Genomic DNA, 16,252 nt, shown 5'->3' with positions numbered 1-16,252 from the left:
TTCCTTTTATTTAATTTTATGTGTTGTTTAACGTTCATTGTCATCAACAGATTGATTCTAAGAACGCTTATTTATTCACAGCCAAATATTCTCTTGGATAAACGAATAAAGTTTTCAACGAGAATATAGCTTTCATTTTTACGGTGACTCAGAATAATCGGCGTGGATGCAAAAGACTCACTTAAGGGTAGAAATACGAGATCCCGACTATAATTATTAACAACACCTTCACTGACTATCGAGACGCCAAGTCCTGCCAATACAAGCCCTAAAGCCGATTGTACATCTCGTACTGGATCAAAAAGATTAGTTGGTGCAATCATCTTAACGGCAAAGGTTTCTAGAATATTAGACAGAAAATTCGGTTGTGCTGTATCTGGAAATAAGATTAAGGGTTCATTAACAATGTCTTCTAAATACAATGGTTGACTGCTTTTTTGTTGCAAGAGTGGATGCTCTTTATAGAAAGCCACATATAATTTTTCTTGTTTAAGAATAATTCTTTCAATCTCAGGATCGATGAGTTTAAGTCGGCCAATACCCACATCAATCGTGCCATTTTTTAATTTCTCAATTTGCTTCAAGGTATTCATGGCTTCAACATGAATCGCGGTATCAGGATATTCAATTCGAAAGTTTTTAATACATTCCGCCAGCTCACTATAAATAGTCGAACCAATAAATCCTATACGAAGAGTGTTGTTGGCTCCGCCTATTTGCTGTGTCATTTTCTTGAGGTGAATTTCACTCTGTACGATCTTTTTTGCATTTTCATAGAAATATTTTCCCGCTATTGTGAGTTCAATAGATCGAGTATTACGCACCAATAAAGAGACTTCCAATTCTTCTTCTAAATTTTGTATAGCACGACTTAATGGCGGCTGAGCAATAAATAGTTTTTCAGCAGCTTTAGTGAAATTGAGCTCTTCCACCACTGCGATAAAATATTTCATTTGCCTGATATCCATATTATTTTGATGTTCCTTTTTAAATATCAATAATGACTTTTTTAGACTTTATTTTTGAACAACATGGCGTAAACAAGGTTAAATGATCTTGATCATTTAAAATCATATCCTGATGGAAAAACTCTCCATCGATATAACGCAGTGTACAAGTCCCACAAATCCCTTGTTCACATGACATGGGAACTGCATAACCCGCCTGATTGAGCACTTCAGCAATATTGTCATTCTGTAGAATAGGTATTTTTTGGCCTGTAGAGGCAATCTCAAGTACGTGATCTTCAACGGAAGATACTGGCAGCATCAGGTTCGTATTCTTAAAACATTCTTTGTGTATAAAATGTTTATTCCAGTTCATTGAAAGCGCAGTATTCTCAACATACTGAATAAACTCGTAAGAACCACAAACATAAATATGCGTATTCATACTGTTGGAATTTAAGACTTCAGCAATCTCAAAGCCATTATTCCCTTTATTACCAATATACGTTACATAATGACTATCGCTATTCATAATCTTGAATGCGTCGATACGTTCAATGAACGGTATCTTGCTTTGACGCGTACAGTAATGAAGTTCGCACTTCCGTTGATCAATTGCCAGACTCGACCACATGCTCAGGATCGGCGTGATGCCAATACCCCCCGCAATTAACAACACTTTCTGATCGGTATCATCCAGTTCAAAAAGATTGCGTGGTTCAGTAATCGTTAGAATATCGCCCACTTTTAACTTGCGATGAATATAGCTTGAGCCGCCCTTTGAGGTCGGACTATTAAGCACGCCTATTTCATAATAACGGCGATCCTGTAAGGGACTGATCAAAGAGTATTGCCGTACTTTTCCATTGGGAAGATGGACATCGATATGCGCCCCACTGTTAAAGCTTGGCAGCAGCTTGCTGTGAATCGGATACAATTGAATACTGATAATATTCTCAGATTCATAGCGAATTTGTTGTACGCGTACATCTATCATTTGATTAACTGTCAGCCTATGTCCATCTAAGTGTATGAGGGTTTAAGTAGCATGATTACTCGCTTTAACATTGTTCATTAAAGAGTTTTTATCGAGGAACCTTTATCGAAGAATGTTCGCCAAAGAACGTTCATCAAGAAATATTCATCAAGTCGTATTTAACGCGGTTTAAACCCTCAGCAAAAACTAAAATGCCTTTGAAAACCCTAAGGTCAACGTGTGATTTTCATTTTTTAAATTTGTTCCTGTGCTTTGATTGGTTCCTTTCTCATATGAAGAAAAGTCATATTCATAAGCCAGATTGAAATCTGCAAAATTAAAACGATGTCCATATCCAAGCGTCATTGCTTGAGGTGCGATCGCATTGGTATAAATATTGGCATTGCTAAAGTCTCTATCCAAAAAGCTATTGGCATGACTATAACCCGCCCTCAAACTTGAAACATCATTCACTTTATAATCTGCGCCAATTCGGTACACCGTTTGATTTTTCCAATTAAAAGCAGTGCCTTGACCAAATCCATCGGTATCTTGCCAATTAATTTTCAACACATCAAAGCCAATTTTAAGATCTTCTCGCGGCTGATAAGCGATTCCGACGCCGAATCGCATGGGTAAGTTTAAGCGACCCTCACTGCTTAAAAGAAGATCATCTTCATAGCCATCCAGTTTTGAAAAAACTGTTTCACTGATAAAAGATGCTCCAGCTGTCCATTGCGGTTGAAACTGCCATGTTGCGCCAAAGGCGTAGCCATAACCCAAAGCCCATTGATTGCCATGCCCAGGGAGTTCTATCGCTTGCTGATTAGAATCCACTCCAACAATAACGCCCTTTGCTCTAAATTGCTGTACACCAAGGTGAATCGCTGCACCCACACTTAGCTCTGGATTAATTTTATAAGACACGGTCGGATTAATCGTGGCCATCGCCAAATTATCTTTGGCTGTCGCATTTTGACCATCAGCAGTAATCGCCTGCTTATAATCTACAGATGCACCTGAGCCTACAACGGCAACGCCATAACTGAGTTGTTCTCCAGCATGCTGCACAATAGCAAGACTCGGCACGGGAACATACTGATTACTCTGATATTGCTTATTTGGATCAATAAAACTTGCTTCTGAACGGATATTCAGCAAAGACATTTGTATATCACCACCAGCTGGCTGGTAGGATAAATTGGCTGGATTATCCGCAATCGAAGATCGGTCAAAACCGCCACCATAGCTGACACCGCCCATACCACTTGAAATCTGTCCTGTTCCTGTGAGTAATGTTCCGTTATACGCATATAAAGCAGGTGATAAAACGCTCAACATCATCACTGTTATTTTTTTCATTATTTATATCCATATAAATTAATTTATTCTTTAAATATCTAATTCCAACACTTTGCTTCGGGCTCGGGAAACACAGATCAACATCGTCTGATTGGTCTTTTTTTCACTATCGCTCAAAATCATGTCCAAATGATCTGGCTCACCTTCTAAAACCTTACATTCACACGCTCGACAGATACCCGCGCGGCAGGAAAAGGGAACATCTACGCCTGATTCTTCAATCGCCTCTAGAATAGATTGCTCTGATCTAACGATGATTTCATGTCCCGACTTTGCCAACTTAACCCTAAAGTCTGCTATAGCATTTTCAGTACCAAGCGCTGGTTCCGCCAACTTAGGCGCACTGAACCATTCAAAATGCAAACGATCAGTTGGTGCTTCAGGCATATCCTTAAGCGCCAGCATGAATGGATTTGGACCGCAACAGTAAACGTGCTCACCCTCGTCTAAACCCAGAACAATTTTTTTTAAATCTAATAAACTTTCATGTTCATCATTGAAGTGAAAATGAATATTTTTGAGTTGATTTAATGCCTGTAAATTTTCATAAAAAGCTGCACGCTGCTTGCTGCGAACCGCGTAATATAATCGCCATTTTTTCTGGTGAGCAATACACCAGTGGATCATGGCTAAGATTGGTGTAATCCCAATTCCGCCGGCAATGAAACAGTATTGTTCAGCCTCAGCAAGTGGAAAATTATTGCGAGGTGTACTGACGGAGACAAAGTCTCCCACTTTCAGTTTTTGATGAATGAATTGAGATCCACCTCGGCTATTTGCATCTAAACTAATTGCAACGACATAACGCGTTCGCTCAGCAGGATCATTCAGTAATGAATAATGTCGAACCAATCCATTTTTCAAATGAAATTCTAGATGTGATCCCGCTGTGAATGCAGGTAATTCGTCATTTTTTTCACTTCTTAATTCAAGCAGTAAGGTGTCTTTTGCCTCACAACGAATATCGTGAACTTTTAATCTTAATTTCTGCATATTCACTATTTACAATCCTTTGACAATATTTCATCTCAGTACTTATCCAGTGGATAAGTACTCCCTTGATCATTGAACTATAAATTAGGCAGAATTCTGAGTAAGGTTCTGCGCAGAATCATGCACATCATTATGCTGATTTTCCTGTTCGATCAACTCCAATAATTTTTTGCGTACACGTACTGGCGCAATATCATTCGACATTAGAACAGGATTGAGTGAGAAGAAATCTGTGGACACCATCTCGTCTTGAACAGCCTCAAGTAATGGCACATCTTCATCTTCAAATGCACGATGCATATTTTGAATTTTCATCACATTAAAACTTGCATCTTCTTCAATATGATTGCGTCGAGTCGCGAAAAAGTAGTGCGTGGTATTTTCAGTTTCTGGCGTCGTGGTATGTAGATCATATTGGTTTAAATCATCCACACCGAACTCACCATTTTGCACTGCTGCCACTGTCAATTGAATATGCGAAGGTGCTGTCCAGATAATGTTAAAATATTGCTCTGCTGACTCACTAGGTGACGGTAACAATGGCGCAAAGATCATCATTGCGGGTTGTTGTTCCCACTCCCATCGCGCTGCAATACTGTTATGCGTTTCTGTCACTTTAGGCACAAGTGGCGACAACTTTCCTCGCGTTGTAATAATTTCACCATGGACGTGATCGATATGGCTGAGATCCATGACATTGTCAGTTAATAGCTCAAAGTTGCATTTCACATGCATATAGGTATGACCGACAGAGTTTTCATGTCCAGACACCAGTTCACTATAATCTGGAATTAACTCATCATCCGCGCTATCTGCATCACCCATCCATATCCATAAAAAGCCATAACGCTCTACCAATGGAAATGTTTGAACCTTTGCAGCAGTGGGAATATGCCCCTTGCCGTGTGGGTTATGGGTACATTGGCCCGTCGAGTTAAATTTTAGCGCATGATAAGGACAAACTAATTCATCTCCATCTCGCTTACCCAAACTGAGCGGCGCAAAGCGATGCGGACAACGATCTTGTAACGCAACAGGCTCTCCATCTTGAGTCCGATATATGACAACATTGATATTCATAATCTTGCGTTTAAAAAGATTAAATGCATCTACGTCCGTAGATAATGCGGCCACATACCAACAGTTTTTTAAAAAAGTATGCTCTAGCTGGGGTTGTGTTTTAAAAATCATCTTATTCATTTAGCTTTTCCTTGCTAGTTGATTAATCTTTCTTATTTGTCCATTTATATTTTTAGATGAATTCAAATAGACTTGCCAATATCAAATATCTCTGACTGAAATACCCTCAGGGTATTAGTTTCATTCTGCAAGTTTAAGGGTTGAATTCAGTAGCAGATCTACGAAGAAATATCCTTAAGTATCAGCGGTTTTATTGTTTGGCTTTATCTTTAAAGATGTAATGAAGACCCATTGATCTTTAATCGAAGCATGTATTGATTGAGTGATTGGCTTGTTTTTATGATAAAGCGAGTTGCAGAAATAAAGGATTTCTTCCCGCCTGATAGTGTGAAACACTCGATGTTGTTCCACTTCGTTCTAGAAATTAAACTTAGGGTTGATGATGAAGGACGTCGTATCTTTTTTTATTCAAGCCATTTATATAAGCATCCTGCTTTTCCAAGCAACACACCCAGCCAAATGAACTGACTTTATTTTTGTGATAATATGCCGCGCTCATCACGATTCAATACTCAGGTTCTTTATGTCAGACATCCAATCCTTACAACCTCGTATTTCGGTCGCGCCGATGATGGATTGGACGACACGTGACTACCGTTATTTTGCCCGTCTATTTAACCCAAATGTCATTATGTACACCGAAATGGTCACTACAGGTGCAATATTATTCGGTGGGGCAAATCGCCATTTAGATTATAACAACGAAGAACATCCGATTATTTTACAACTCGGTGGTTCAAACCCCAAAGACTTAGCCATCTGTACCAAAATGGCTCAGGACTGGGGTTATGATGAAGTCAATTTAAATGTCGGTTGTCCAAGCGATCGAGTGCAAAACAATAAAATTGGTGCATGCCTGATGGCAGAACCTGAACTCGTTGCAGAATGTATTGCTGAAATGCGGAATGCGGTCAACATTCCTGTGAATGTCAAGCACCGCATTGGTATCGATGACATGCAGTCTTACGAAGAGATGTTGAACTTTGTAGACACTGTAGCCCAAACAGGTTGTGATAACTTTATTGTCCATGCTCGTATTGCATTACTTAAAGGTCTATCTCCAAAAGAAAACCGAGATGTACCGCCTTTACGATATGACGATGTGTATCGATTAAAAAAAGAACGTCCTAATCTTTTCATTGAGATCAATGGTGGCGTAAAAACGTATGCTGAGACTGAAGCGCATTTAAAACATGTTGATGGCGTCATGATTGGTCGCGAGGCTTATCATAATCCCTATCTTTTGGCTGAATTGGGTCAATTGTGGAATTTAGATCTACCCAATCGTTTCGATATTATGGATCAGATGATGCCTTATATTGCCAAACGCATGGAAGAAGGCGCTCCGCTTTCTATTATCACTCGTCATATTTTAGGCTTATTTCAAAACTTACCCGGTGCTCGAAAATGGCGTCAGGCATTAAGTGGCGGAAATGCGAAAACACTTGCTGATGTAGAAAATGCGATTTCTAGTATTAAAGAAGCCATGCAACGTACCGAAGATTATCTTCAAGAAAGTAAAGTTAAAGCTAGTGAATCTGAAATTTTAGACTCAGAATAGAATAAATTAAGCCCCTACAATAGGGGCTATATGTTATACATTTGATTCAATATCAATAATTTTCTGATATAAATTAAATTTATAGTGAAATAACATGAAATCTGAAATTGAAAAATATATTTGGTATTATCTAAGTGTCTACATTATTATTTTAATAATTTTTGGCTTCTTTCAATTCATATCAATCTGCAATGCACAGTCATTAAATTGTAAGCTTGATGGAGAAAATATATTCAATATATTGACTGTTACTGCTTACGTATTAACCCCAATTATAGCAATTATTGGATTTATCTCTTGGAAAGTTCAATTTAACAAGCAGCTAACAACTAATTATTTTATTGAAGTAATTACAGCAATGAGAGATCTTCATCAAAATTTAGATCCAATTTATAGAGAAATTATTGTATTAGCATCTAAATTAGAGATTTACTCTGATGTGCTTGGCTTTAAGAACTCAATTCCAAATAAATTAAATACTATAGAGATACAATCTAAATTAGAAAAAGAACTTGAAGATACTCGTTTAACCAATTTTTTTGATATCGATTTCAATACTTTAAGAAAAAAAGTAAATTATATTGAAACACTATTAACCGAGATGTTTACTGAAGAGCACTTTTTCAAAAACAATCTTTTAGACTTTCCAAACCATACGTTAATGATAATAAACATTATTGAAAAGATTGTTAAAGAAAAAAATGCTAAGAATTTTAAAAAAATTTATTCATTGCTTAACAAAAACAATGAATACACTTTATTATCAAAGCAGAGTAAAAAAGGTTTACTTCTAATATCTATAGATAAGAAAATTTCGGAAGACATCATAAGCATTCAGTATGAATACATTAATCTAATTCTTGAGTTAAAGAAAAAAATGAGCGTCTAAGAAAATTTTAAAACTTTGCTTTTTTTGCATCTAATTTTTTTAAACCTTCTGAAACAGCAACCATCGCAAAACTAGACGTCACCACAACGGCTGAACCATAACCTCCACAGCGTAATCCAGCACTTGGACGAACATCTGCACTCGAAAATGGATTATCTATTGAGTACACACAGGTAATCCCAAACTTCTCTTTTGGCTTTTTACAAATCCCTTTACTGCGCAACTGAGTACGTAGTTTTGCCAACATTGGATCTTGTTCAGTCTTCGATAAATCTGCAACTCGAATTTTTAAAGGATCCAGCTTCCCACCTGCACCGCCAGACACAATTAACGGAATTTTATTGAATCGACAATGCAACATTAAGGCAAATTTTGCTTTGACGTCATCGATACAATCTAGAATCAAATCTGGAGCATTTGCTAATAGCTCAGCCACATTTTCAGGCGTTAAATAATCATCGATCAGATTTATTTTAATTCGAGGATTAATTAAGCGACAACGCTCTGCCATCACTTCTATTTTTTCATGCCCCAAGGTATTGCTCATTGCAGGCAACTGACGGTTAATATTGGATGCCGCGACCACATCCATATCCACCAAAGTTAACTCACCTATGCCTGATCGAGCCAGCGCCTCGACTGCCCATGATCCTACGCCACCAATGCCGATGACCATGACATGACTTTTTTCATAGTGATTAAAACTGTCCTCACCATAAATTTTAGCCACACCGGCAAAACGTCGGTCATATTCATCATTTTGAGCAGCAGTCATAAGGCAACATAAATCATTGGTAAATTCAGCGCCATTTTACCAAACTCTCTCTACAAATCGAGTATTAATCAACAACATTCAAAATGGAATATTGGTTGATCGCTTTAGTGCTCAGATATCAAGATACTTAGACAAAAAAAAGCCCTGTAAAATATACAGGGCTTGGAGAACTTTAAATCTAGTTTAAACTGGTTTGAATCTAAATCTTGGGCTTTTTAATATTTTAACTCGTAAATCTTTTAATTTTTAAATATTAATAATTTTTAAATATTGAGAATTTAATTCAGAAATTTTATGACGATTTTCAGATGAATATTTTCACTAAAAAAACTGAATATCATGCACTGAATAAGCATGTTATGAATAATTTTTATTGATCCTATTAAAATATGCTACTTCATTTAAACAAGCAACTGCTCATAACATTTTGAAACGCTGTTTATAATCGATTGCTCATTTACGATCCAGAAATAGCATTTAATATTGGTTTTTAGTGTCTATTTTTGTTGATGCTTAAAGCTTAAGCTCAAAATGTAAATCTTATTAGTTAAATTATAATTTAAGACAATTCATTGTATTACGCCATAAAACAGGGGCCAAATCTTTTGGCTCCATATTCAAGCTTTCAGCTAAACCTTGGAGCACATAAGGTAAATTTACGGGTGTATTCCGCGTACGCTGCTGTGTTGAAACTTGACAACATAAAGGTGTCATATCTGGACAGTCCGTTTCTAAAACCAAATGTTCCGCGCCAACTTCACGAACCACCTGATGAAGTTTTTTAGCATTTGGATTGGTAATTTGACCTGTAATACCCAATTTAAATCCAATTTTTATAAATGCTTTCGCTTCTTCAACACCACCACTAAACGCATGAGCAATACCTCCCTGCTTAAACTGATGCTGCTTAAGTATAGCGAGAACATCTGCATGTGATTTACGTATATGCAATAACACGGGTAAGTCAAATTGTTGGGCTAATTCAATTTGAGCAGAAAAGTATTTTTTTTGCTTGTCAAACATCTCTGGCTGTTTATGTTGCTTTAGAAAAGTATCTAAGCCAATTTCCCCTACCGCAATACATTGTTGCGTTTTTAAGATCTGCTCTAATTCATTTAAATGTTGTGGTTCGTGTTGCTCAATATAAAAAGGATGTAACCCTGGTGCTAAATGACTTTTGGGAGCACCTTTCAGGGTGTTTAAAAAGTACTGGGTTTTTAATAAAGACTGAAATCGACTTTGTAAAAACCCAATCAAAATAATCGCCTCTACTCCGACCGACTTCGCTTGATACGCCAATTGTTCACGATCGGCATCAAAATCTTCCACATCAAAATGTGTATGGGTATCAAACAGACGCCATTCTGATGTTTGGGTCATGTAAATTACTCAGTGACGTTTTGAGAAGCAGTTTGAGTTTCCTGAGCGCTTTGCGGCAAATACTCTGGCTTGATCACGTTCTCCAATTGAGTATAAGGAATGGTAAGTCGAGGCAATCCAACAACATAAGGCCCCAGCTCATATTCAGCATATTGTAAAATCAAGCCTTGTTTACCCAAGTAAAAGTTAGGACTTAAACTGAATTTCCAAGTTTGCTCATACTCTTCAACATTTTCAGACAATTTATTTTCCAGCACCCAAACCTTAAAAGCGTCATAGGCTAAGGCATTCAGTTTTGCTTTTTGATTGTCTTGAATAATTTGATCAAGCTCGACTTGTTTTTGCGCCTTCAAATCAAAATTATAATATGTTTGTGAAGATGCACCATGTGCTCCACCCAAGTAGCTGCTGGTATTGATGACTACGGTCGCTAGAGCACCATCCGAGTTCAAAATTTTAGGGCTAATACTTAAGCTGATTTGATGTCCAGCCCCTAAGCTTTTTAATTCATCATCTAAAGCGATAAAGTTATTTACATAAGGTTGAATTTGTTCTGCCAATAATTGTGCAGCAGATTTATAGACAGCAACTTGACTAGCAGCAGACTGTTCCGTTGATTGCTTTTGAGGATGATCATTTTTCGCTGTGGTTTCTGAGGAATCCGTATGTTCAAGCATTTCTTTTAGATGCATTAAAATTGCCTGATCAATCAGGTTATCCAATACGAATTGATTGGTTTGCAATCGATCTATCGATATTTCAGGACAATTCTTCGCTTTACACTCGGCTAAGACCACAGGAACTTTTTCCGTTTTGCCTTGTAAACTGAGCTGTTCGACCTGAACTTCAGAAATACTGCTTTGATCGACTTCAGCATCGTTCATCTTATCGTTTTTGGGCTGACATGCGCTTAATGCTATTGCGGATGCCAAGACGGAGATAACCCATACACTTTTATTTTTTAACATCTTACAAACCTTTTTATAGCATGTTGCAGCGAGTAGTGCATGTTGTAGCGAATGATCATTTTAGCCTAACTCTTTGACTTTAAATGCTCAAGTCCTGTATGTATAGATTTCAATGCCTTTTGATAACTCAATACATGATTTACATCTTATTCTTAAAACATTCGTTCAAATATCTTAGGGCGTAGCACTTGTTGCGTTTGAGCTTTACTTAGAAAAATATCGAGTTGAGGTGCATCTTTAGCAATTTCACCTGCTCGAAAATGAATCCCCATCCCTTCATTGTCAAAGAACCAATCATGTTGCTCCCAAGATATTTTTTTGGGCGTTATCTTTTTACGATCAAGCTTTTGATCGCTCAACCATTGCGTATATTGGGTGTTGACGATTTCGTTGAGTAATCGTTTCTTTTTGGGCTCTACCACATCTAAAACAGTGAGGTTTTTCTTTAATTTTCGATCAGCCACATAAAAATAACCACGATCTTTAACTTTGATGCCAGCCTGTTCTGTATTAACGATCACTTGAAGTAATACATACTGATTGCGTTGTAATGAAATTTTCGTATCTATTTGTAATTCATAGGTTTTATTTTTTATAAACTCTTTTTGCCATTTTTGCGACGCTTTTGCATAGGCATTTACAGCCTCTTGTAAAGACTGCGATTTTTCTAATCTTATTTGATCTGAAATGACTGTAGATTGACGATCAGCTATCCACTCATTCAACCATGGATCTTGTGTGGTAATGGTTTGAAGATCGAGTTCAATACATTTTTTATTGCCGCATGAAGGCACATTAAGGTTTGCATTCGTCTCTTGAATGTTCAGAAATGGTAAAACTTCTGCTTGTTCTTGCTGCGCTATTTGTTTTTGTTGTTCCGTCAATTCGACCTGTTGATTATTAGTATCACATGCCACTAATGCATAGACACCAATAGCAACGATCAAGTTTTTTAAATGATAAAGATGCAAGACATGTTTTCCTTTTTAATTTTTACTTTTTGCACGTTGTTTTTACACAATGCTTTTTGCACATCGCTTTCTACACATTACTTTTTGAACATTGTTTTTTGGACATCGAATTGCTTTGCTAACTTTTTTCTAAATTAGATCTATCACCATTTTGATATAAAAACAGCTTCATGAGGAAGCTGTTTAAACATTAATTTACGTCAAAGCTGTAAAAAATTTAGCGTTTTTAGTGCTCGCGCGTCGCACGGAACTCAATATCAGGATAACGCTCTTGCATTAACTGTAAATTCACGCGACTTGGTGCAAGATAAGTCAAATGTCCACCGCCATCGACTGACAATTGATCATGTGCTTTTTTCTTAAATTCGTTAAATTTTTTCTCATCTGCACAAGAAACCCAACGAACTGTATTGATACTCACTGGCTCGTAAACACAATCAACTTTGTATTCTTCTTTCAAGCGGTAAGCAACCACTTCAAACTGAAGTACACCCACAGCACCTACGATCAGATCATTACTGTTCTGTGGCATGAAAACCTGAGTCGCGCCTTCTTCCGAAAGTTCTTTCAAGCCTTTTTGCAATTGCTTCGATTTTAACGGATCTTTCAAACGAACTCGGCGGAACATTTCAGGGGCAAAGTGAGGAATCCCGATGAAACTTAGCTTTTCGCCTGAAGTGAATGTATCACCAATTTGAATCGTACCGTGGTTATGTAAACCGATAATATCGCCCGGCCATGCTTCTTCTAAGTGTTGACGATCACCTGCCAAGAATGTCAAAGCATCACTAATACGAATATCTTTATCTAAACGAACATGCTTCATTTTCAAGCCTTTTTCATAACGACCTGAACAAATACGCATGAATGCAATACGATCTCGATGTTTCGGATCCATATTGGCCTGAATTTTAAAGACAAAACCAGTGAAGCCTTCTTCCGTTGCTTCTACTGTACGGTCTGCAGTTGGATGTGCTTTCGGTTCTGGTGCATATTGACTAAATGCATCCAAAACATGATCAACACCGAAGTTACCCAAAGCCGTACCGAACAATACTGGTGTTTGACGTCCTGCTAAGAATTCTTCACGATCCAATGGCTCATTGGCCATTTGAACCAATTCCAATGACTCTTCAAATGCAGTCCAAGCCAAATCACCAACTTTCTCACGTAAGTCTGGATAGTCATAGCCATCACGTGTTTCAATGTCGGTAATGGTTGAACCAAAACCAGCCTTATAGACATAGAATTTATTTTCAATCAGGTTAAATACACCTGCAAAATCTCGACCTGTACCCATTGGCCAAGTTAAAGGAACACAACGAATTTTTAATACATTTTCAATTTCATTCAATAATTCTAATGGATCACGAATTTCACGGTCCATCTTGTTCACAAATGAAATGATCGGTGTGTCACGCATACGACAGACTTCCATCAGTTTGATGGTTCGATCCTCAACACCTTTTGCACCATCAATCACCATCAACGCAGAATCTACGGCAGTTAAGGTACGATAAGTATCTTCAGAAAAGTCTTCATGTCCAGGGGTGTCGAGCAAGTTAATCATGTTCTTTTTGAATGGGAACTGCATCACCGACGTGGTAATCGAGATACCACGCTCCTTCTCCATTTCCATCCAATCTGAAGTTGCAGCACGGTCTGATTTACGGCTTTTTACCATCCCAGCAACCTGAATTGCTTGACCCCATAACAGAAGTTTTTCTGTCATGGTTGTTTTACCCGCATCGGGGTGGGAAATAATTGCGAACGTACGTCGCTGCGCGACCTGCGCCGCCAATTCTTCTTTAAAGCTCATTCAAAACACCTACTGCAGACACGCAGTGCAAATGATCAGATTCGATCAAAACATAAAATTTGCGATATTGTAGCAGATCAAAGAACAATTTGAATGTTGAGAATTCACGCGTTTTTATTGAATGTTTTATATTAATTATAATTTTGAATTATCTAAAGGTGGACTCTAAACGATCCACTGGCAGCGGCATCCCTAAGAGATAGCCTTGTAGTTGTTGACAGCCCATACGTTTTAAAATATCTGCTTGCTTCTGGGTTTCCACACCTTCCGCCGTCACGATTAAACCTAAACGATTGGCCAGCTGAATAATGCTTTCTAAAATAATTTCGTCTTTAGAACCCGGTGATAAGTTTTTAATAAATTCTCGATCAATTTTCAACTCATCCACAGGCAAGTTTTTTAAATAGAGGAAACTTGAATGTCCTGTTCCAAAATCATCAATCGCCAAGTTTATGCCTAAATTTCTTAAGCTTTCAAAGGTCCGAATACTCACATCAATATGATGCATCGCGGTTGATTCAGTAATTTCAATAATTAATTTATTCGGTTCGATTTGATATTTATCGAGTAATCTTTTTAAGGTTTCAACGAGCTGCTTATGTTCAAACTGTACCGCAGATAAATTGACAGCAATTGGACAAAAAGGCATTTTTTGCTTGGTCCAGCTTTTGATCTGTATGCACGCTTCTTCTAAAGCCCAATACCCCATTTTTATAATGAGTCCTGTTTGCTCTGCACCTTCAATAAACATGCCCGGTGCAAGTAAACCTAAACTTGGATGCTTCCAACGAATTAACGCTTCAACACCACAAATTTTAAAATCAACGGTAAATTTTGGCTGATAAAATAATACAAACTGTTGCTCTTCAACAGCTTTATATAAATCATTAATTAATTTGGACTGGCTACGCGCAATTTCTTGCTGATCGAGTGAATAATTAAAAACACTATACGTATTGCGCCCTTGTTCTTTAGACATGAGCATTGCAGCATCTGCATTGATTAACAAATCGTGTAGATTTGTACCGTGATCTGGATAGTACACCACGCCTAAACTTGCAGAGATATTGATTTCTTTATCTGAAAAAACAAAGCTTTCTTGAATGGTTTGTAAAATGGCATCGGTAATTTTTTCAGTTTGATCCACACAGAAGTGTTCAAGTACCAATAAAAACTCATCACCACCAATGCGAATAAGTTTATGGTGCTCTTCCAATAACGCACTTAAACGTTGAGATAACTCCACAAGGAGTTGATCCCCCACATGATGACCAAACGCATCATTAACAGCTTTAAAACGATCTAAATCAATATAGATGAGTGCTGTTTTATCTGTGGTTGGCTTCTTGGAAGAAAAAAGTGAATCTGTGTATTCAATTAAAAAAAGTCGATTCGGTAATTTGGTGAGATTGTCTGTGAGCGCTAAATTTTCGATTTCTTTATTTATTTTTAAAAGTTGCAGATTTCTTTCTTCTAAACGTAATTCTAAAACCGCCACCAAAAAACTGGCAATCAAGACCAAGCACGTCACGAAGATAATGACAAATAATAAAATGCCTTGCCCTTCATGAAATTCATCAAGCGTACCTAACTGCTCACCGAAAGTGTGAAATGATGCAGCGGCCATCCCTGTATAATGCATTCCCACTATACTGAACGCAATCATACATGCGACGGACAGTTTATAAAGTAAATTATTATTTGTAGAGTTCTTATATTTAAACAACAACCAAAAAGATAAACCTGATCCACAAATTCCAATGAGAACGGAAAAAATAACCAAGATGAAATCATACCTTACAACATGATGCGGCAGAACCAATCCCATCATTCCAGTATAATGCATACCTGAAATACCCATTCCCATTAAAAACGAACCGAGAATAAGCCGAGCAAAAGGTAAGGATTCTTGAGTTGTCAACCATACTGCAAATATTGATGCGCACGCTGCGATCACGAAAGAAAAGAACGTTAATCCCGTTGAGAAACTATGCCCTTCTGGTAAATGACATGCCATCATTCCAACGAAATGCATAATCCAGATGGCTAAGCCGAAAACCAACCCGCTCAGAATCAACAGAATTTTTTTACTGATTGGGCTTTTATTGCTTTCCATGAGTTGACCAAATGAAATCGCAATGTAACAGGTGATCACTGCCGCTACAACAGAACCCGCCACCATTGCATAATCATAACTCATGTGAATCATATCAAGATTATTCCATTCCTGAAGCTAGTTATAGTTTTACAATAGCGCCAAATGCAGCGAATACGTGTAAGTATATACATCTTTTAATGAGCAGTTTTCGTTTACAACGATATCACCATCTCATTGAAGGTCAAGTTCTTTTTGACTCAAGAAAACAAAAAATGGCATATCTTGATATGCCATTTTTAACTTAAATTAATGA

At 37.5% G+C, this 16,252-nt stretch carries 13 protein-coding genes; 2 read left to right on the top strand and 11 right to left on the bottom strand.

The features are described from left to right. Positions 1–71 precede the first annotated feature (71 nt). From V5M36_RS02675 to V5M36_RS02655, 5 genes are all read right to left on the bottom strand, one after another. On the bottom strand, positions 72–953 hold the full coding sequence (locus tag V5M36_RS02675) for a LysR family transcriptional regulator (RefSeq protein ID WP_338561753.1): 882 nt from the start codon (positions 951–953) through the stop codon (positions 72–74). Positions 954–987: 34 nt separating this feature from the next. Continuing rightward, complete coding sequence (locus V5M36_RS02670; protein WP_338561751.1) at positions 988–1,944, bottom strand: PDR/VanB family oxidoreductase; 957 nt, start codon at positions 1,942–1,944, stop codon at positions 988–990. Between the two features lie 186 nt (positions 1,945–2,130). Then, positions 2,131–3,285 (bottom strand): OmpP1/FadL family transporter, encoded by a 1,155-nt coding sequence (locus V5M36_RS02665; RefSeq protein WP_338561749.1) that lies wholly within the window; start codon positions 3,283–3,285, stop codon positions 2,131–2,133. A gap of 30 nt (positions 3,286–3,315) precedes the next feature. Continuing rightward, a complete protein-coding gene (locus tag V5M36_RS02660) occupies positions 3,316–4,278 on the bottom strand; it encodes a PDR/VanB family oxidoreductase (RefSeq protein ID WP_338563988.1) in 963 nt (320 codons plus the stop codon). An 84-nt stretch (positions 4,279–4,362) separates the two neighbouring features. Beyond that, complete coding sequence (locus V5M36_RS02655) at positions 4,363–5,478, bottom strand: aromatic ring-hydroxylating dioxygenase subunit alpha (RefSeq protein ID WP_338561747.1); 1,116 nt, start codon at positions 5,476–5,478, stop codon at positions 4,363–4,365. Between the two features lie 523 nt (positions 5,479–6,001). On the opposite strand from V5M36_RS02655, the gene dusA reads away from it, so the two are divergent. Both dusA and V5M36_RS02645 read left to right on the top strand, forming a co-directional pair. Next, a complete protein-coding gene (gene dusA / locus V5M36_RS02650) occupies positions 6,002–7,039 on the top strand; it encodes a tRNA dihydrouridine(20/20a) synthase DusA (protein ID WP_338561745.1) in 1,038 nt (345 codons plus the stop codon). A gap of 94 nt (positions 7,040–7,133) precedes the next feature. Further along, a complete protein-coding gene (locus tag V5M36_RS02645; RefSeq protein WP_338561743.1) occupies positions 7,134–7,928 on the top strand; it encodes a hypothetical protein in 795 nt (264 codons plus the stop codon). Positions 7,929–7,935: 7 nt separating this feature from the next. Here V5M36_RS02645 and V5M36_RS02640 read toward each other — a convergent pair whose 3' ends face one another. The 6 genes from V5M36_RS02640 to V5M36_RS02615 all read right to left on the bottom strand — a co-directional run bounded on the left by V5M36_RS02640 (position 7,936) and on the right by V5M36_RS02615 (position 16,050). Then, entirely contained in the window at positions 7,936–8,703 is a 768-nt protein-coding gene (locus V5M36_RS02640; RefSeq protein ID WP_338561741.1) for a tRNA threonylcarbamoyladenosine dehydratase, read from the bottom strand. Positions 8,704–9,255: 552 nt separating this feature from the next. Next, positions 9,256–10,083: a TatD family hydrolase gene (locus V5M36_RS02635; RefSeq protein WP_338561739.1), complete on the bottom strand. Its 828-nt coding sequence runs from the start codon at positions 10,081–10,083 to the stop codon at positions 9,256–9,258. Between the two features lie 5 nt (positions 10,084–10,088). After that, positions 10,089–11,051 carry an RsiV family protein gene (locus V5M36_RS02630; protein ID WP_338561737.1) on the bottom strand — a complete coding sequence of 321 codons (963 nt, stop codon included), beginning with the start codon at positions 11,049–11,051 and terminating at the stop codon, positions 10,089–10,091. A gap of 152 nt (positions 11,052–11,203) precedes the next feature. Continuing rightward, on the bottom strand, positions 11,204–12,022 hold the full coding sequence (locus V5M36_RS02625) for a hypothetical protein (RefSeq protein WP_338561735.1): 819 nt from the start codon (positions 12,020–12,022) through the stop codon (positions 11,204–11,206). 226 nt (positions 12,023–12,248) lie between these two features. Continuing rightward, on the bottom strand, positions 12,249–13,841 hold the full coding sequence (locus V5M36_RS02620) for a peptide chain release factor 3 (protein WP_338561733.1): 1,593 nt from the start codon (positions 13,839–13,841) through the stop codon (positions 12,249–12,251). 148 nt (positions 13,842–13,989) lie between these two features. Next, positions 13,990–16,050, bottom strand: a complete 2,061-nt coding sequence (locus V5M36_RS02615; protein WP_338561731.1) for a bifunctional diguanylate cyclase/phosphodiesterase — start codon at positions 16,048–16,050, stop codon at positions 13,990–13,992. Positions 16,051–16,252: the final 202 nt, after the last annotated feature.

The sequence above is a fragment of the Acinetobacter sp. KS-LM10 genome (genome assembly GCF_036896575.1).
In the GTDB taxonomy this organism is placed as follows: Bacteria; Pseudomonadota; Gammaproteobacteria; order Pseudomonadales; family Moraxellaceae; genus Acinetobacter; species Acinetobacter avistercoris.
The sequence above is the reverse complement of the archived record's forward strand: the minus strand, read 5'-3'. Positions and strand labels throughout refer to the sequence as shown.